16 protein-coding genes and 1 pseudogene are annotated in these 17598 nt (G+C 34.8%); 11 read left to right on the top strand and 6 right to left on the bottom strand.

Annotated elements, in window-relative coordinates; translation table 11 throughout:
* The first annotated feature begins 108 nt into the window (after positions 1-108).
* On the top strand, positions 109-1128 hold the full coding sequence (locus J3D55_RS14105; RefSeq protein ID WP_259132063.1) for a T9SS type A sorting domain-containing protein: 1020 nt from the start codon (positions 109-111) through the stop codon (positions 1126-1128).
* A 60-nt stretch (positions 1129-1188) separates the two neighbouring features.
* On the opposite strand, the gene J3D55_RS14100 is transcribed toward J3D55_RS14105, so the two are convergent.
* Positions 1189-1737, bottom strand: a complete 549-nt coding sequence (locus J3D55_RS14100) for a helix-turn-helix transcriptional regulator (protein WP_259132061.1) — start codon at positions 1735-1737, stop codon at positions 1189-1191.
* Between the two features lie 835 nt (positions 1738-2572).
* Here J3D55_RS14100 and J3D55_RS14095 point away from each other — a divergent pair.
* Positions 2573-3682, top strand: coding sequence for a M14 family zinc carboxypeptidase (locus J3D55_RS14095; protein ID WP_259132060.1), 1110 nt, complete (start codon positions 2573-2575; stop codon positions 3680-3682).
* A 113-nt stretch (positions 3683-3795) separates the two neighbouring features.
* Here J3D55_RS14095 and J3D55_RS14090 read toward each other — a convergent pair whose 3' ends face one another.
* Positions 3796-4305: a DUF4920 domain-containing protein gene (locus tag J3D55_RS14090; RefSeq protein WP_259132058.1), complete on the bottom strand. Its 510-nt coding sequence runs from the start codon at positions 4303-4305 to the stop codon at positions 3796-3798.
* A gap of 381 nt (positions 4306-4686) precedes the next feature.
* Here J3D55_RS14090 and J3D55_RS14085 point away from each other — a divergent pair.
* The 3 genes and pseudogenes from J3D55_RS14085 to J3D55_RS14075 all read left to right on the top strand — a co-directional run bounded on the left by J3D55_RS14085 (position 4687) and on the right by J3D55_RS14075 (position 8960).
* Positions 4687-6103 (top strand): annotated as a pseudogene (locus J3D55_RS14085) (APC family permease).
* 507 nt (positions 6104-6610) lie between these two features.
* A complete protein-coding gene (locus J3D55_RS14080; RefSeq protein ID WP_259132056.1) occupies positions 6611-7051 on the top strand; it encodes a GPW/gp25 family protein in 441 nt (146 codons plus the stop codon).
* A 25-nt stretch (positions 7052-7076) separates the two neighbouring features.
* A complete protein-coding gene (locus J3D55_RS14075; protein ID WP_259132054.1) occupies positions 7077-8960 on the top strand; it encodes a type VI secretion system baseplate subunit TssF in 1884 nt (627 codons plus the stop codon).
* A 136-nt stretch (positions 8961-9096) separates the two neighbouring features.
* Here the strand turns inward: J3D55_RS14075 and J3D55_RS14070 are convergent, their stop codons facing one another.
* The 3 genes from J3D55_RS14070 to J3D55_RS14060 form a co-directional block, all read right to left on the bottom strand.
* A complete protein-coding gene (locus J3D55_RS14070; protein ID WP_259132052.1) occupies positions 9097-9396 on the bottom strand; it encodes a putative quinol monooxygenase in 300 nt (99 codons plus the stop codon).
* 21 nt (positions 9397-9417) lie between these two features.
* Entirely contained in the window at positions 9418-10098 is a 681-nt protein-coding gene (locus J3D55_RS14065; RefSeq protein ID WP_259132050.1) for a type 1 glutamine amidotransferase domain-containing protein, read from the bottom strand.
* Positions 10099-10462: 364 nt separating this feature from the next.
* Positions 10463-11032 carry a Crp/Fnr family transcriptional regulator gene (locus J3D55_RS14060; protein ID WP_259132047.1) on the bottom strand — a complete coding sequence of 190 codons (570 nt, stop codon included), beginning with the start codon at positions 11030-11032 and terminating at the stop codon, positions 10463-10465.
* 246 nt (positions 11033-11278) lie between these two features.
* On the opposite strand from J3D55_RS14060, the gene uvrA reads away from it, so the two are divergent.
* The 6 genes from uvrA to J3D55_RS14030 all read left to right on the top strand — a co-directional run bounded on the left by uvrA (position 11279) and on the right by J3D55_RS14030 (position 17012).
* Entirely contained in the window at positions 11279-14107 is a 2829-nt protein-coding gene (gene uvrA / locus J3D55_RS14055; protein ID WP_259132044.1) for an excinuclease ABC subunit UvrA, read from the top strand.
* A 497-nt stretch (positions 14108-14604) separates the two neighbouring features.
* The gene (locus J3D55_RS14050; protein ID WP_259132042.1) at positions 14605-15006 is read left to right on the top strand and encodes a hypothetical protein; all 402 of its coding nucleotides are present in this window, start codon (positions 14605-14607) and stop codon (positions 15004-15006) included.
* A gap of 145 nt (positions 15007-15151) precedes the next feature.
* Positions 15152-15286, top strand: a complete 135-nt coding sequence (locus tag J3D55_RS14045; protein WP_081986875.1) for a bacteriocin-like protein — start codon at positions 15152-15154, stop codon at positions 15284-15286.
* A 329-nt stretch (positions 15287-15615) separates the two neighbouring features.
* Positions 15616-16131, top strand: a complete 516-nt coding sequence (locus tag J3D55_RS14040; RefSeq protein WP_259132039.1) for a DUF421 domain-containing protein — start codon at positions 15616-15618, stop codon at positions 16129-16131.
* A 1-nt stretch (position 16132) separates the two neighbouring features.
* On the top strand, positions 16133-16627 hold the full coding sequence (locus J3D55_RS14035) for a GNAT family N-acetyltransferase (RefSeq protein ID WP_259132037.1): 495 nt from the start codon (positions 16133-16135) through the stop codon (positions 16625-16627).
* 100 nt (positions 16628-16727) lie between these two features.
* Positions 16728-17012: a hypothetical protein gene (locus tag J3D55_RS14030; protein ID WP_259132035.1), complete on the top strand. Its 285-nt coding sequence runs from the start codon at positions 16728-16730 to the stop codon at positions 17010-17012.
* 173 nt (positions 17013-17185) lie between these two features.
* Here the strand turns inward: J3D55_RS14030 and J3D55_RS14025 are convergent, their stop codons facing one another.
* The gene (locus J3D55_RS14025) at positions 17186-17500 is read right to left on the bottom strand and encodes a DUF4286 family protein (protein WP_259132034.1); all 315 of its coding nucleotides are present in this window, start codon (positions 17498-17500) and stop codon (positions 17186-17188) included.
* Positions 17501-17598 lie beyond the last annotated feature (98 nt).

Below are 17598 nucleotides of genomic sequence, written 5' to 3'. Positions count from 1 at the left end.
TAATTATTTTATATCTATTATATTAATTAATGTTTAAATAAATACATTTTATATTGTTAATTTCATGTTAATTTATTACTTTTGATTAAAACCAAGAAAAATTTAGATATGAGAAAAACTTTATTCATTGCTATACTATTAATAGCAAACTCTACATTTGCACAAACCTTTAACAATGGAGGTTTAAGTACAGGAGCCACTGCTAAAAGTGGTACAGCCGCACCAGCTGGATATACATGGTCTGAAGTTCAGAATAATACAGGAAATACCACAGAATCAAACACAAGCGCAGGATATGGAGGAACTTTCAGCTCTGCAGCGGCAAGTTTTTTTATTGCCGATGACTTCACCATTCCGACAGGTCAGATCTGGAATATAACAGCGATTGATTTTTTTGCTTATCAAACGGGATATACAGGACTTACTTCTCCGTTTAATACGGTAAGAGTCAATATTTTTAGCTCAGATCCTTCGGTAACAGGAGCTGTGAGCGTCTTTGGAAATGATACTACCAACAGATTCAGTGCAAGTGTAGATGCTAATATGTATAGAATTTTTAACAGTCAGGTACCAACAGCCTCTTCACTTCCCGGAACAACACGAAGAATTTGGAAAACTACAGCGTCTACACCAGTTACTTTAACAGGCGGAACATATTGGGTTAAATATCAATTACAAAATGTAACGGCAGCAAATGCAGGTTTCCTTCCAGCTGTAACAATCCCAGGAACAAGAGGATTAGCGGGATGGAATGCTAAACAAAATGATGCTATTGGAGGAACTTGGATCCCGTTAATTGATGATGGAAACCCGGCAACTGCACAAGATTATCCGATGGATATGCCTTTCATTATTACGTTTACCAATACAGGTTTGGGTACAAAAGAAGTGATGCAGTATGATAACAGGATGCAGGTATATCCTAATCCTGTAAAAGATGTTTTCAAGATTAATAATCCTGAAAAAATTAAAATTACTGAAGTTGAAATTCTGGATATGTCCGGTAAAATTGTAAAAACTTTAAAAGGTTCCGAAGAATATAATGTTTCAGATTTAGTAAAAGGAAATTATATTTTAAAAATAAAAAGCAGCGAGCTTACAAAAATTGCAAAACTTATAAAGCAATAAGCTTTTAGTTTTTTTCTTCAAATATTTTTAACCTGATCATTTTTCTTTGATCAGGTTTTTTTATGGCTCAAAACTTTCGAATTTCCCGTTTTCGTAGAAAATGACGATACGTTTTATTTTACTTTGTTGATTTCCAATAGCTTGGCTTACGATTTGTTCATTAGAATTTTCTAATCGCTGAGAATCGGATATTTTTGGCTGCGCTGTACTTTGATTGGATATAAATGATTCTGGAGAAGGCGTTTTTGGCGGTTCAATTTCAGTTTCTTCCGTTCCAAAATCTTCATCGTTATTTATCATCGTAAAAAGATCGGGTAGAGAAGTCGTCTTCGATTTTTCGTCTTCGAAAATCTCCTCCGTTTTCTCTTCGGATATTTTCGTTTCCGGAAGAGCAGACTTCAGCATTTCACCTTCACCGGTTACCAACCAATCCCAAAGAATCTCCGGGAAACGCGATTTTATTTTTATGATAAATTCAAGAGACGGTTTATTCCTTCCCGAAGTGATGTGGGAAATAGAAGACCTTTGAACATCTATCTCGTCTGCAAATTCAGAAGAGGTAAGATGGGAATACTCTATAACTTTGGAAATTCTCTCGTTTAAACTCATAAAAGTAGTTCTTAATGATGTTACAAATGTAAATAAATTAATTTACAAATGCAAATTACATTAATAAACAAATGTAAATAGAAGTGTAATACAAATGTAAACTATATAAACAGCTAAAATACAAGTATTTATATATTAAACTAAATAAATGACTAATATTTTACAAAAGTTTATCCACAATCAACCATTAAAATTCTGTATTGAATAGATCATAACGTCGATAACTTATGGATAAGTTATTCTGAATAAATGTCCAGATTTGTCTAATAAAGTTATTTTTGCAGAGGTTTATCTTACTGATAGTACAATATGGAGTAGAAGATCACTTAAATGTCTGATAAGCCTCTTAAATACGCATAAATAGGGCGTTTAAGATTGTAAAAAACAATAATAAAACGACTTCTAAGCTACTTTTTGGTGCTATTTTGTATACTTCAGTTGTTTTAGATAAAGTACTAATTATAGCAGTTTACATTATTAAATTCAGCTTGAAAATGTAAATAATTTTACAAATAGAATTAAAAATTAGACTAATTTACATTTGTATACGGTAATTATCTGCATAGTTTTCCACATTCGGAATGTTTAATAAAATTACTCCTAAATACCAATAAACAGGTAGTTTTCCACTTAAAGTAATGTTACAATATGTGTTTAGATAAATTTTATAAGTTATTGACTATTATATATTTAAATACATTGCATTTAATTATTATCAATCCACAATTTTATCCACAGACATTTTGGCAGTTGACAATGTTTAATACAATTACAAATGTAAATTTTATTTTTCCTCAAAAAATCATTAAATTTGACTCTTGTAAACTAGCAAACAATGAACTTTGAACAGCTTTATCAGCAGAACCTCGATTTCCCAAATCGTTATATTTCTCCTGAAAAATTATTTTCTTACTTACAGACAAATCTCAGCGATCATATTCAGGAGATCGGAAAATCGTATTTAGAAAAACCTATTTTTAAATTGACAGTCGGAACCGGAGACATAAATATTCTTGCGTGGTCGCAAATGCACGGAAACGAATCGAACGCAACGCATGCGATGCTCGATTTGCTGATGACTCTAGATAAAGCTCCGGAATTGAAGGAAGAATTATTGACTAAGATAAAGCTCGATTTTATTTTTATGTTAAATCCCGACGGTTCGGAAAGATGGACAAGACTGAACGCAGTCGATATCGATTTGAACAGAGACTTCCACAACGAATCGAGTAAGGAGATAAAATTCCTGAAAAGTGCGGCCGCTTCAAAAAAATATGATTATGCTCTAAATCTTCACGAGCAGAGAACAATTTTTACAACAGACGGAATTCATCCGGCGACACTTTCTTTTTTGGCGCCGTCCGAAGATTACGAAAGAACAGTTACGGATAACCGCAAAAAATGTATGGCGGTAATTGCGGAAGTGTATAATCATTTGAAGGAATTAATCCCCAATCAGATCGGGAGATATTCTGATGAATTTTATCCGACTTCTACTGGCGATAATTTCATCAAAGCCGGAATGCCGACGATTCTTTTTGAAGGCGGACATTTTGTAGACGACTATACGAGAAAAGGAACGAGAAAATATTATACGATCGCATTGTATTATGCATTGAAAGCAATCCGCAAATTAAATTCTGATATTGAAGGTTGGGAAACATATCTCGATATTCCTGAAAACAGAGAAACGCATTACGATATCGTTTATAGAAATGTAAAATTAAATACCGATCACGAATGTATTTTGGATGTCGCCGTTCAATACAGAGAAATGAGGGAAGAAGGAAAAGACGAAATATCTTTTGTTCCTTTTGTAATGGAAGTAGGAGATGTAAAGCAAAAGAAAGGCTGGCTGGAAATCGACTGTACCGGAAAGAAATTTGTTTCGGCAAATAAATATCCGAAACTTGATGCAGAAGTAAATTTCAAAATAGAAGACTAAAAATAAAAAAGCGGAACCAATTGAAATGTTCCGCTTTTGTTTTGTATAAATGTTATTGCGAAGAAAGGAGAAATTTAAAAAGATTCTTCCCTTTATTCATAATGACAAAAAAATTAGTTCACTACTTTAATTCCGTTCGCTACAAATCTGATTTCTTCTTTCGGAGTCGTGATCGCATCGATTTCAGCTTGAGGTTTTTTAGCATCTTCAGCATAATGTTTTTGCTCGTCGATAGAAGTTACTTTTCTTTCAGCGGTTCCGTCTAAAACAACAGTTTTACCTTTCAAAGCCGTCGGAACGAAGAAAGCATAATCTTTCATTTTCACGAAAAACTGAGAATTGTCTTCAGTTTGGATCGTCAACCAACATCCTTTTTTATCGCAAACGTCTGTTACTTTTCCTTTTACCGCTACGTTTTCTACTTTTTTATTGTCTTTTTTAAGCTTTTTGCTTAATTTATCTACTGAGATCGCTTTAGATTCTGTTCCTGAAGCTACAGCACTTCCGTATGTATCACCTACCAATGCATTTCCTGCAGGAGGTCCGAATTTTTTAGTTTCCTGGGCAAAAGCTAAAGTGGATGCACTTACCGCTACTGCAAATAATATCGCCTTGAATTTCATTATTACTATTTTTTCCAAAATTACTAATAATTATTGAATCAGAAATAGGTAAAAACTTGATAAAAAACAGGTGAGGTTTTATCGTGCTTACATTCATTTTAAATAAATATTGAATTTTTTCTTCTTGGTAAATCGCAAAGGCGCAAATTATCATAAAATAAACTGTTTTAAATGCGCAAAGATTTTTCGGTGATAAAATTTGTAAAGCTTTTTTGTAGTAAATATTTGCTGAAAATCTTGATTTTCTTGCGCCTTAAAAACAATCTGAATATTAAAAACCTTTGCATCTTTGCGATTTCCAACAAAGAATTCTCTTCCTTAATTTCAACAAAATAAAAAATCAATCTTATATTTATTTATATTTGAGGCCTATACTCAACTATGCAAAAAAAATTAAAACTTTGGGACGCCATTATGCTCGTAATGGGGTCAATGATCGGTAGTGGAATTTTCATTGTAAGCGCCGATATGATGCGAAATCTCGGTTCAGGATACTGGTTGATCGTCGTTTGGATAATCACAGGAATTATGACCGTTGCTGCGGCAATCAGTTATGGCGAGCTTTCAGCATTGTTTCCAAAAGCGGGCGGACAATACACTTATCTTAAAGAAATCTTCGGTAAAAAGATGGGCTTCCTTTACGGATGGGGATTGTTTACGGTGATCCAGACAGGAACAATTGCAGCAGTTGCCATGGCTTTCGGAAAATTTACAGCCTATTTGGTTCCTGCTTTAAATGATGCAGCTCCCATTTTCCAGAGTGGAGAATTTAAAATTACATGGATTCAGATTTTAGCGATCGGTACTATCATTTTATTGACGCAACTTAACACAAGAGGAGTAGAAAGCGGTAAAATATTACAGAATGTTTTTACGGGTTCTAAAATCATCGCCATAATAGGCTTAATTGCTGCCGGATTTATTTTGGTTGATTTTTCTCATTTGGCTGAAAATTTCAGTTTAGGATATGATTCTTTTAATAACCTTAAAAAAGATGATCTTGGGAATTTCCTGAAAGAAGGTTGGGAACCCATCGGTGGAATGACTTTGCTTGGTGGAATTGCTGCAGCAATGGTTGGTTCTGTTTTCAGTTCTGTAGCTTGGGAAAGTGTAACTTTCGTGTCGGGTGAAATTGAAAACCCAAAGAAAAACGTTGTAAAATCAATGATCTACGGAACTACAGCCGTAATGATTTTATATATCGCCGTGAATTATGTGTATTTAAATGCTTTAGACAGAGACTCGATCGCCTTTGCAGAAAATGATCGGGTAGCGGTTGCAGCTTCGCACTTTATTTTCGGAAGCGCAGGAACGGTGATTATCGCTGTTTTGGTAATGGTTTCTACTTTCGGATGTAACAACGGATTAATTTTAGCAGGAGCAAGGGTTTTCCAAACCATGGCAAAAGACGGAATGTTCTTCAAACAAGCCGAAAAAAACAACAAAAACGAAGTTCCCGCCAATGCACTATGGATGCAGGGACTTTGGGCTTCTATCCTATGTTTAAGCGGTCAATACGGCAATCTTTTAGATATGATCTCATTCGTAATCGTATTATTTTACATGATTACGGTTTTCGGAGTTATTTATTTAAGGATAAAACAACCGAATTTAGAAAGACCTTACAAAACCTGGTTATATCCGGTTACACCCATCATTTATTTATTAATCGGAACAGGTTTCTGTATTTTACTTTTAATTTACAAACAACAGTACACTTGGCCAGGATTCGTAATGGTTTCTGCTCGGACTTCCGGTCTATTATTTTATCAATCGAAACAAGAAAATAGAAGAATAAATTTCAAAAGCTGTCTGACTGAGTCGGGCAGCTTTTTTATTACTCATTACCAATTATTTATTATTCATTTTTTTTGGAGCTGTTTCCCGCTTTCCACTGTATCTTTTTTGCCAACGCTTTTATCCAGCGCAAAAAAAGGATGTCGCTACAATCGGGGCTAGAAAGTTGTCATTCATTTCAACACTGGGAAATAACACAGAGTTTGTCATTCCCATAGGAATCTAAGCACAGTATTTAGAAAGTAATAAGAAAAGATTCGCGCCTGAATTGCTACGGAACGACAAACTTTATGGAAACTTAAAGATGCTTCGAGAGCCTTAGCAGGACATCGCTAAAAATTAAACGTCAATAAAAAATAAATAGTATTAGAAATGTAAGTTCTCAAAACATTTACACAATACTTTCGCATAATTTAATTTCATATAACATTTTATTATTTGAAAATGCTTAATTTGGTATTTCGTTTACACAAACCATACTATGAAGTAAAAATAAAGAAGCTGAATCATGGACACACCAAATTACAGAATGCCTTTTGTACCATCAACATTAATGACGGAGGGTGGAAGTATAGACACCTGCGACATGGGTGAAAGTATTGCCCACAACATTATGTTGCTGATCACAACAAAAAAAGGCGAAAACAGATATGATGAAAATTACGGAAACGACGTTTGGAATCTCGAATTCGATAACGGAGTTACAAGCGCCGTTTGGGAAAATGTTTTCATAAAAAGTTTAAAAAGACAGATACAGGAATACGAACCCCGAATTGTTCAGCCGCAGATTGAAGCATACATCCAGATTGTAGAGCACAACTACGACACAAAAGAACATACCGAAATCAAAAAGAAAGTAAGAATCGGAATCAATGCCAAAATGGAAGATTCGGGAGAACGTTTCAGCTTTTCTACAGAGCTGTTTCTGAGCCCGATGTCGATCGATTAATTCCTTTAAACTGTAACCAAAACTTATGAACTTAGACCAAAATATATATTCCAAAGAATCCGTAAAAGCAAGAATGCTTCAGAATGCGACCAAAGTTTGGGGATTGAAAAGTCCGCAATCGCTTGATCCTTTCGTTAAATTATTGATCGATGCATTCAGCACAGAAGTTTTCAAAGCGAATAACGAAATACAAACCGTCAACGCCAGAATTTTAGAAAAGCTGGCAAAATTATTGACGCCTTCCATTTATACACACCCGATTCCGTCTCACGCAATCGCATTTACGCAGCCTTACGAATCATCTGAAATTTTACTGGAGCACACAGAATTCTTTTTCAGAAAACAGATGACTTCCACGATAAAATCGGAGTCGGATAAACAAATCAATATTCCTTTTACGCCGATTGGGAATGTCAGAATTAATAAAGTTCAGACTTCCATTATGTTTGTAGGAAATACTTGCTACAGCGTTGATGACAGGCTTAATAAAATTCCTATTGCAAGATTTCAGGGAAAACCGGAAGATTACAGAAAAGTAACGATCGGAATTGATGTTACAAAATATTCAAATGAAACTTTTCCTAAAAATTTAAGTATTTATTGCTCAAATCCGGCGTTTGAACATTTGGATTTTACCTATAAATTGTTGCCTTACATCACGGTTTCAAGCAATGGAAATCCGTTATTTATAAAAGAAGGTTTAACCTATTATAAAAATACACAAGCCGATGGATACGAACAGATGTTCCGTGAACAATCCATTCAAAATAAACTGATTGAAGATGTAAAAAGTATTTATAATCATAAATTTATCGAAGTAAGCGGGATTTCAAATTCCTTATTTTCAGAACACGGAAAGCTTCCCGAAAATCTGGATTTTGTTGATTATAAAGAAGAAATTACAAAATATATCGACGGAAAGCGTTATTTATGGCTGACTTTCGAGTTTCCACCACAGTTTTCGGCTGAGATTTTAGATAATTTTTCTTTTGTATTAAATGCTTTTCCGATTTATAACCGAGGTTGGAAGAAAACGGAATACAGTTTAGACATTATGGGAAATAATATTCCTCTCGTAACCGATGAAGGCGAACATTTTTTATACGTTGATGAGGTTCAGGACGGAGACGGAAGACGATACACCGAAATTCCTTTTACGCCAAATGATGATTTACGAAAAGGATTGTACACCGTAAGAAAAGGCGGAATGGAGCGTTTCACCAACAGAAATGCAGTCGATATGATCGCGAATGTTCTGGAATTAACGAGAGATGAAATTGCTGCATTTTCTTTATTAAACCGAGATAATGTGAAAGGCGTTCTAAGCGAAATGTCCGATAAAATGAAATCGATGGTTCAGAAAGTGAATAATGCGAAAAGAAGCATTAAACAAGAGCTGAACTACGTCATCATGGAACCTGTCGAGAAAACAGATCATACCTACGCTTCATTTTGGATCACGCATTCTACGCTGGCAAATCATATGCGCCCCGGAACAGAACTTTCAAACCAATTAAAATCACAGATGCTGATTCTTTTGACAGAAACAATTGGCGGCGCGGAAGAACAAAAAGGAACCGACAGCATTCAGGCTTACAAATACGCTTTGACGACGAGAGATAAAATTATTTCTCTGGAAGATGTGAAAAACTATTGCAGAATGGTATTGAAAGACGAATTGAAAGACGTAAGAGTCACGCGAGGAACGATGATTAGCAATAAACCGAAAGAAGGTTTCATCAGAACCGTTGAGGTGGAGATTATTCCGCAGAATTATTCTTTCTACGGAAGGGTTTATTGGGAAAATATGGCAAATATTCTCAGAAATCAGATTATTTTAAAAGCCATCGACGGAATCGAATATCTTGTGAAAATCACGAATGAAGATTCGGATTTCCCGGATAATTAAAATGATTTTAAATTTTAAAAATCCTTCGACTTTGCTCAAGATGACACTGTGAAAAGCTCTTGCATATTTCAGTTTAGACAAATATAAAAATTTCGGGCAAACCAAAGGTTTGCCCGAAATTCATTAAAAACATCTATTAAAATAACCGATTCATAAGAATCACTTCTCTATCTTCCAGTAACGGAACAACCTGTTCCAAAACGATACTTTTGAAATGTTCAGAATTCCGGTGCGTTTCCACGGCATCTGCATTTACATAGCCTTCATATAAAACAATAGTGTTCTGGTCTTGTTGACTTTGATGCAGCTTATAAAACAAATTTCCCTCTTCCTGAGTGCTTTTTTCTCCGGCTTCTTTCATTAATTGAAGAACAGCATCCAGTTTTCCTTCTTTCACCTGCCATTTGGCGTGAACAAATACAGCGTTTTGATCCATTTTTTAAATTTTAAAATTAAATTAAGCCTTTTTAGCTTCCAAAAGAGCTACGATTTTTTCACCCACACCTTTTGCAGAAGCCGGATTCTGACCTGTTACAAGATTTCCGTCCGCAATGCTGTTTGCAGACCAAGGTTCCGCTGCATGAAAAATAGCGCCTTGCTCAGTCAAAGCCGTCTGCAAATCGAAAGGAACATCCGGTCTTGCGTAGTTATCTTCTTCTTCAGTCGTGAAAGACGTAATATTTTTACCATTCACGATATAAGTTCCGTCGCTCAGTTTTACATTTAAAAGAGAAACAGGACCGTGACAAACCGCACCGACAACGCGACCCGTGTCATAAAATCTTGCAAGAACTTTTTTAAGTTCGGGAGCTTCCGGCATATCCGCCATCGGAGCAATTCCTCCGGGAACGAAAACCGCGTCGTAATCATCAATATTTACATCAGATAGCTTTCCTGCATTATGCATTCCTTCCCAACCTTTTCCTGTTAAGAATTTCAAATTATCCGGATCATCGGCTAAGTTTAAAGCATCTAAAAATGGCGATTCACCTGTTAAACTTGTAAATGTTACATCATAACCTGCTTTTTCAAATTCTGCGTAAGGATGCGCTACTTCAGATAAAAAAGTTCCTGTTCTTCTGTGGTTTGGTCCGATTGAATTGGCATTGGATACAATGATTAATACTTTTGGATTCATGACATTAAATTTTTTAGTTAATTAAATATTTTGTTTGATCTTTTGAAATTGTTTTTAATTTCTATAGCAAATGTATGTCGAATCCATGTCTCAACAGAAGGAGTGAAGTCACAAAAAAAGTGTGATCTGAATCACACATTCTATTTAACTTCAATTTAGGATAAGAAAATCTTAAACGCTATGATCGCAAAAGTTTTTTTAATTAAACTTGAAAATATTTTCGTTCGCAAGGGCGTTTCACTCAGCTATAATCGCAATCAGCCTTTGCGAGCGGAAAAATAAAAATTAATGATTAATAAAACCTTGCGGGCATTGCGTTTAAAATAATATATATTGACAAAAATATTTTCAGTCTGAATTTAGATTATTTATTATTTGAGTATAGTCTGCTTAGCGTTTCTCTGCTTACTCCAAGATATTCTGCGACGTATTTTTTAGGAATTTGTGAGATGAGGTCAGGATATAATTTTGAAAACTCTTCATATCGTTGTTGAGGAGTACTCGATAATAAAAGGATTATTCTTTGTTGTAAGGCAATATAACCATTAGTAAGTTTCACTCTAAAGAAATGATCCATCTTATGAAACTCCGAAGCCAGTTTTTCTCTTCCCTGTAATGTAAGACTTACTACTTCACCGTCTTTCAGGCATTCTACAAACATTTTAGAATTGGTTTGTTTAAAAAATCCTATATAATCGGACATCCACCAATTCTTTTTTGCGAACTGCAAGATGTGCTCTTTACCGCTTTCATCGATATAAAAAACCTTATAAATTCCGTCCAAAGCTAGGAATTCGTGTTTCACTTCATCTCCTTCATGAATCAGAAACTGATTTTTACGAACTTTTTTAAGAGTAAAGAACGTTTGAATGTACTCAAATTCTTCATCCGTAATTGGAGTTATTGCCTCGATATGTTCCCGCAGTCTGTTCATGGTTGTGGTTTTATGAAGTGTAAATTTAATTAAATTTTGATTAAACGTAAATAGGAGATGTCGAAGGATCTGATTAAATAAAACCATGTAAAGATTTATTAAGTTTAAAAATTCAATTTAAAATAAAAACTTTATGTCTTTCATGATTAAATAGATCCAAAATGTCTATCACTTTTTAACACGAAAAATTCCATAAAATTCCGTAATTTTGCACATCGTGATTTTCAGGTAGAATCACACCAAATTATGAGTAAGTCAACAGAATATATAGAAGTTTACGGAGCGAGAGAACATAATCTTAAAAACATTAATGTCAAAATTCCGCGCAACGAATTGGTCGTAATTACCGGTCTTTCGGGAAGCGGGAAATCGTCATTGGCTTTTGATACTATTTTTGCGGAAGGACAGCGTCGTTATATCGAAACGTTTTCTGCGTATGCAAGGCAGTTTTTGGGTGGTCTGGAACGTCCTGATGTCGATAAAATTGAAGGATTGTCTCCTGTAATTGCCATCGAACAGAAAACAACCAATAAAAACCCTCGTTCAACCGTAGGAACGGTGACGGAACTGTACGATTATCTGCGTCTTTTGTTTGCCAGAGTTTCAGATGCGTATTCTCAGACGACAGGGCAGAAATTGGTAAGCTACACGGAAGATCAGATCCTTAATACGATCAAAGAAAATTATAAAGGCGAAAAGATCATGTTGATGGCGCCTGTTGTACGTTCCAGAAAAGGGCATTACCACGAGCTTTTTGTGCAAATGGCGAAGAAAGGGTATGGACAGGCAAGAATTGATGGTGAATTGCAGGATATTGAATATGATTTAAAGCTTGACCGTTACAAAACCCACGACATCGATATCGTAATCGACCGTTGGATCATCGGGGAAAGTGCCTCTGAAGGCAGAATGGAAAAATCGTTGCGTACAGCAACGGACATGGGAGAAGGACTGATCGGAATTCAAAAACTGGGAAGTAAGGAGATTGAATATTTTTCTAAAAATTTGATGGATGCAGAAACTGGTCATTCATTGGCGTTACCTGAACCGAATACTTTTTCGTTTAACTCTCCGAAAGGAAGCTGCCCGAGCTGTAAAGGTTTAGGAACAATAAAGAAAATCAATACTGATTATTTTGTTGAAAATCCGAAATTGTCGATCAATCAGGGAGGTTTGTTGCCTTTGGAAGATCTTAAATCTAACAAATGGATTTTAGCTCAGATTAAAAATATTCTTGAAATTTTCGGATTAGGATTGGCAACTCCATTTAAAGATATTCCGGAAGAAGCGTTGGATTACATGTACAACGGCTGTAACAAAGAATTTAATAAAGATCTGAAATACGCAGGAATTACCAAAAAAATTAAAATCAGTTTTGATGGTTTGATTCCTTTTATGGAAGAATTGATCGAGGAAAGAGAATCTTATGAAGCGATTTTGCTGGAAAGACATTTCACGACAGAAGAAACTTGTCCGGAATGTAAAGGAACGCGTTTGCAGCCTTCAAGTTTAAGTTTTAAAATAGACGGTAAAAATATTGCTGAGGTTAATGGTTTGAGTTTATCAGATTTAAAAGAATGGTTAGCCGATATTAAAGATAAATTCTCTGAGAAAAATAAAATCATCGCTCACGAAATTTTAAAGGAAATCGAAACCCGTCTTCAGTTTTTACTGGATGTAGGGTTGGATTATTTAAGTTTGAGCAGAAGTTCGAGAACGCTTTCAGGAGGGGAGTCTCAAAGAATTCGTCTGGCGACACAGATCGGTTCTCAACTGGTAAATGTATTGTATATTTTGGATGAACCAAGTATCGGACTTCACCAAAGAGATAATGAAAGATTAATCAAATCATTAAAAAATCTTCGTGACATCGGAAACTCTGTTATCGTTGTAGAACACGACAAAGACATGATTCTTGAAGCCGATGAGGTGTTGGATATTGGTCCGAGAGCCGGGAAATTCGGTGGAGAAATTCTTTGGCAGGGAAAACCGAAAGACTTGTTGAAAGCTGATACAATTACCGCTCAATACATTAATGGAAAAAGAAAAATCGCCATTCCGGAAGTAAGAAGAGCCGGAAATGGTAAAAATATATTGTTAAAAGGCGCTACAGGAAACAATCTTAAGAATGTAACATTAGATATTCCACTTGGAAAATTGGTGGTCGTTTCAGGAATTTCAGGAAGCGGAAAATCTTCTCTGATTAACGGAACGTTGTATCCGATTCTTAATAAACATTTTTACAGAGCGGTTCAGGAGCCTTTACCTTACAAAAAAATCGAAGGTCTTGATAATATTGATAAAATTGTAGACGTAGATCAAACGCCGATCGGGAGAACACCTCGTTCGAATCCTGCAACATACACAGGAATGTTTACAGATATCAGAAACCTTTTTGCAGAATTGCCGGAAAGTAAAATCCGTGGTTACAAACCCGGAAGATTCTCTTTCAATGTAAAAGGCGGAAGATGCGAAACTTGTCAGGGAGGCGGTTTGAAAGTTATTGAAATGAACTTTTTACCGGATGTTTACGTTCATTGTGAGACTTGTAACGGAAAACGTTTCAACAGAGAAACACTGGAAGTTCGCTACAAAGGAAAATCGATTTCCGATGTATTGGAGATGACGATTGATGAAGCGGTAGATTTCTTCCAGCCGATTCCTAAGATTTTTGCTAGAGTGAAAACTTTGCAGGATGTCGGTTTGGGATATATTACGATGGGACAACAGTCGACAACGCTTTCCGGTGGGGAAGCGCAACGTATCAAGTTAGCAACAGAATTAGCAAAAAGACAAACCGGAAACACATTATACATTCTTGATGAACCAACAACGGGACTTCATTTTGAAGACGTAAAAATCCTGATGGAAGCGATTAATAAATTGGTGGAATTAGGAAATTCATTCATCATCATTGAACATAATATGGATGTGATTAAACTTGCAGATCATGTTATCGATGTTGGTCCGGAAGGCGGAAAACACGGCGGACAAATTATTGCGCAGGGAACGCCTGAGGAAATTGTGAAGTCTAAGAAGAGTTTGACTGGGAAGTTTTTGAAGAGGGAATTGTAATTGGTACCATATTTGTGATGCTTTAATAAAAAATTATATGAAATCACTTAAGATTTATTTAGCAATTGTTATTTTTTCACTTAATTTTATTTCTTGCGAAGTGAGATCAGCAACTAGTGTAAGAAGTTCGAATTCGAAATCGATTCCACCAGGACAAGCTAAAAAGATTTATGGTACAAAATCTGCCAGACCTTTTGCTCCAGGACAAAACAAATAATTTTTATTATTGAAGAAATAGAAAGTAAAAGAATTATAGAAGGATTATAATTTTAGAATATATGGCTAAACCGACAAAGTTTAGCCTTTTTTTTGCTCAAATATAAATCCCAATATTAAATTTTCAAAAACTTTAAAATTTTACTTCGTTGATAATCAATGTTTTAATATTCAATGTTAACCCAATGTTAACTGTATATGAAATTAATGTAAATAATTTTATATATCTTTGGTTAAGAGATACAAAATAAGTTTAATATAACATTTAAAACCAAAGAGTTATGAAAAATAAAATTCAAATATTAGTTGCTTCACTTTTCGTTTTTGGATTTGCTTCTGTAATGAATACTGCGAAAGCGCAAACTACAAATAATACGATTGAGGAAATTCAGTTGACTAAAAATGATACCTTTAATGATATAAGAAGCCGACTGATGGAGAATTTCGACCTTACCAACGTTGATTATAAACAAGGAACGGTGAATTCGGTAGTGAAATTTGATATTGCAAAAAACGGAAAAATTGTAAATGTTCATTCCAACGGAGACTGCAAAAGCGTAAGCAAAGAAATTGAAACTGTTTTAAGCGAGCTCGATTATAGAGTAGACCGCAAAAAAGTAAATGATAATATGGTTGCTTATACCTATGTAATGCCTGTAACGGTGGAAATTAACAACAGATAATATTCATAAAATCTTTTATATAAAGCCATGCAGATTCTGTGTGGTTTTCTTTTTTTAGGTGTAAATCGTGAAAATTTTAAAGATAAATTTGTAATAATTGAGAATAATTTTCGTTTTAAATTTAAGTCACAAAAATTAAAACGATATGAAAAATTTAAAGAAACTAAACAAAACAGAGTTAAAATCAGTGTACGGCGGACAACCAAAACAATACTGCGTTTACTGCGAAAGGCTAAACAAAACAGTTTGCAGCACCGTTCCGATTGCACAATGTCCTTAATGATTCAAACCGCTTTTTTATAAGGCGGTTTTTTATTTATAATTAATCTCAGTTCGGAATCAGAAAATGTATGATTTCAATTCTTTTTAATTTAAGCTTAAAAAATAAAAGATTTTTCACTCAACCAAAACAACAATCATCTGTGCAGATCTGAGAAATCTGTGGGAGAAAAATTCAACATCAATAAAACTTGCAGACATTGCATTAAAAGCAATAGCATCAATTCCTCTAGACTTAAAACAGTTAATAAAACTAAATTCCAATTTCTACCATCTAATTTCCGGAATCATCACAAAAATTAATACATTTGATAGTATAATAAAACTATTGTGAATCCCATTCTTGATGTCGTTGTACGCTCGCTTTGCGTCTACCTTTTTATGGTCGTTGCCATCCGTTTGTTTGGTAAAAATCAGCTTTCTCAGCTCAATGCGGGAGATGTGGTTTTGTTGTTATTGATTTCAAATGCGGTTCAGAACGCAATGGTAGGGCAAGATACGTCTCTTCAGGGTGGATTGATCGCGGCTTTGGTTCTTTTTGTTGCAAATTTTATCGTTAAAAGATTAATGTTTTCCAATCGAAAATTCGAAAGTTTTTTGGAGGATGATCCCGTCATTTTAATCAGAGACGGAGTAATCGATGAGAAGTCTTTAGATGAGGTTAAAATCACTAAAGACGAACTTCAGGAAGCCATCAGAGAACACGGTGTAGACGGAATTAAAAATGTAAAATTATCGATTCTCGAAGTTGACGGAAATATAAGTGTAATTTCTGAGGACGAAAACAGCAAACAGACTAATTATTCCAGAATCAAAAGAAAAAATAAACGAAAATATCTCAGATAAAATGAACTACGAGCTTAGAGAAATGCTTCCCCGTGACGAAGCTAAGGTGTTAGAAATATTCAAACAGGGCGTTGACGGAGGAACGGCAACTTTTGAAACATTAATTCCTACAGCCGAAGCCTGGAATATGGAATTTTTGAACGATTGCCGATGGGTTTTGGAAAACGAAACCAATGAAGTGGTCGGTTGGTGTGCTTTGAGATCGGTAAGCAAGAAAGAATGTTTCAAAGGCGTTGCAGAAGTCAGCATTTATTTTGAGAATAATTATCAGGGGAAAGGGTTGGGTTCAGTTTTGCTTAAAAAGATGATTTTGGATAGCGAAAGCCACGGATTCTGGACTTTACAGGCGAACATCTTCCCCGAAAATGAAGCTTCCATAAAATTTCACCAGAAAAACGGTTTCCGAATAGTCGGCACAAGAAAGAAAATCGGAAGGCTGAACGGAGAATGGAAAGATCTTATCATGTTCGAAAAAAGAAGTGAGATCGTTATTTAAATCATAAAATTTTCTTAAAAATTCTATATAATCTAATAATAAAACATTATTGGCACTGGACTTGTAAGTTTTCGTAATGTAATTTGAAAATAATTTACTTATGAAGATTGTAACGAAAATAATAGGATTTTTCTTAATCGTTTTATCCTTTGCGTATTACGATGCGGCACCGCTACAGAGAGGGCATGGTCACGGTCGCGGTCATGGTCCGTCGAAACATTATTATGGTGGTCCGCGCAGACCGCACTACAGAAAGGTTGTTTATCACAGACCTCCAAGACATTACTATAGAAGGGACTATTACAGACCTGTAAGACACAGATATTATTCTCACAGACCTCACCGCGTTTATCACAGTAGACCGGTAGTTGTCGTAAGATTATAAACAAAAAAGCACTGATCATTTCAGTGCTTTTGCTTTTATGTAGAAGTTTTGTTTTTAAATAATATTGACACAAATATTTTCATAAATCACATCAATAGAAGCGGAGTTTAGCCCGTTTAATAAAAAATTAAATCAAAATTGGCTTTAGCCAAAGCTTAAATTTTAACCTTAATCTACAACCTCGTTTTCTTAGGATTCAGGAAAGTATTAAAAATCATCACTTCCTGACCAAATTTTTTCTCGACTATTTCGGCAATGTTTAACATTTCGCTTTTAATGAAGTCTTCACGAACCTCTTCATTATCAAAAATTAAAAGAAGATTGTAGTTTTTCCCGTCTTCGATATAATCACTGTGAACCTCAGAAAGAATATATTTATCTACGTCCATTAGGTTTTCGGTCATTAAAACCAATGTTTCGTCCATATAATTTTCCCATTCTTCTAGATTATCTTTCGTACAGTGGAAAGTTATACTTAATACGCTCATATTTTATGAATTTTTAAGATTTTTTGGATAAATTCTACCACAAAAATCGACAAATTTTTCGTAAATTAGCACGTTAATAAAAAAACGAAATACATAAT

It is taken from the genome of Chryseobacterium ginsenosidimutans (assembly GCF_024807225.1).
Lineage (GTDB): Bacteria > Bacteroidota > Bacteroidia > Flavobacteriales > Weeksellaceae > Chryseobacterium > Chryseobacterium ginsenosidimutans.
This window is presented reverse-complemented; position numbering and strand designations above follow the sequence as displayed.

Bases quoted from the DNA above. Each gene is read 5' to 3' on its own strand.
- J3D55_RS14045 (WP_081986875.1), top strand. From the start codon at position 15,152: ATGAAAAATTTAAAGAAACTAAACAAAACAGAGTTAAAATCAGTGTAC.
- J3D55_RS14050 (WP_259132042.1), top strand. From the start codon at position 14,605: ATGAAAAATAAAATTCAAATATTAGTTGCTTCACTTTTCGTTTTTGGA.
- J3D55_RS14035 (WP_259132037.1), top strand. From the start codon at position 16,133: ATGAACTACGAGCTTAGAGAAATGCTTCCCCGTGACGAAGCTAAGGTG.
- J3D55_RS14030 (WP_259132035.1), top strand. From the start codon at position 16,728: ATGAAGATTGTAACGAAAATAATAGGATTTTTCTTAATCGTTTTATCC.
- uvrA (WP_259132044.1), top strand. From the start codon at position 11,279: ATGAGTAAGTCAACAGAATATATAGAAGTTTACGGAGCGAGAGAACAT.
- J3D55_RS14095 (WP_259132060.1), top strand. From the start codon at position 2,573: ATGAACTTTGAACAGCTTTATCAGCAGAACCTCGATTTCCCAAATCGT.
- J3D55_RS14025 (WP_259132034.1), bottom strand. From the start codon at position 17,500: ATGAGCGTATTAAGTATAACTTTCCACTGTACGAAAGATAATCTAGAA.
- J3D55_RS14065 (WP_259132050.1), bottom strand. From the start codon at position 10,098: ATGAATCCAAAAGTATTAATCATTGTATCCAATGCCAATTCAATCGGA.
- J3D55_RS14075 (WP_259132054.1), top strand. From the start codon at position 7,077: ATGAACTTAGACCAAAATATATATTCCAAAGAATCCGTAAAAGCAAGA.
- J3D55_RS14105 (WP_259132063.1), top strand. From the start codon at position 109: ATGAGAAAAACTTTATTCATTGCTATACTATTAATAGCAAACTCTACA.
- J3D55_RS14070 (WP_259132052.1), bottom strand. From the start codon at position 9,396: ATGGATCAAAACGCTGTATTTGTTCACGCCAAATGGCAGGTGAAAGAA.
- J3D55_RS14080 (WP_259132056.1), top strand. From the start codon at position 6,611: ATGGACACACCAAATTACAGAATGCCTTTTGTACCATCAACATTAATG.
- J3D55_RS14100 (WP_259132061.1), bottom strand. From the start codon at position 1,737: ATGAGTTTAAACGAGAGAATTTCCAAAGTTATAGAGTATTCCCATCTT.
- J3D55_RS14060 (WP_259132047.1), bottom strand. From the start codon at position 11,032: ATGAACAGACTGCGGGAACATATCGAGGCAATAACTCCAATTACGGAT.
- J3D55_RS14090 (WP_259132058.1), bottom strand. From the start codon at position 4,305: ATGAAATTCAAGGCGATATTATTTGCAGTAGCGGTAAGTGCATCCACT.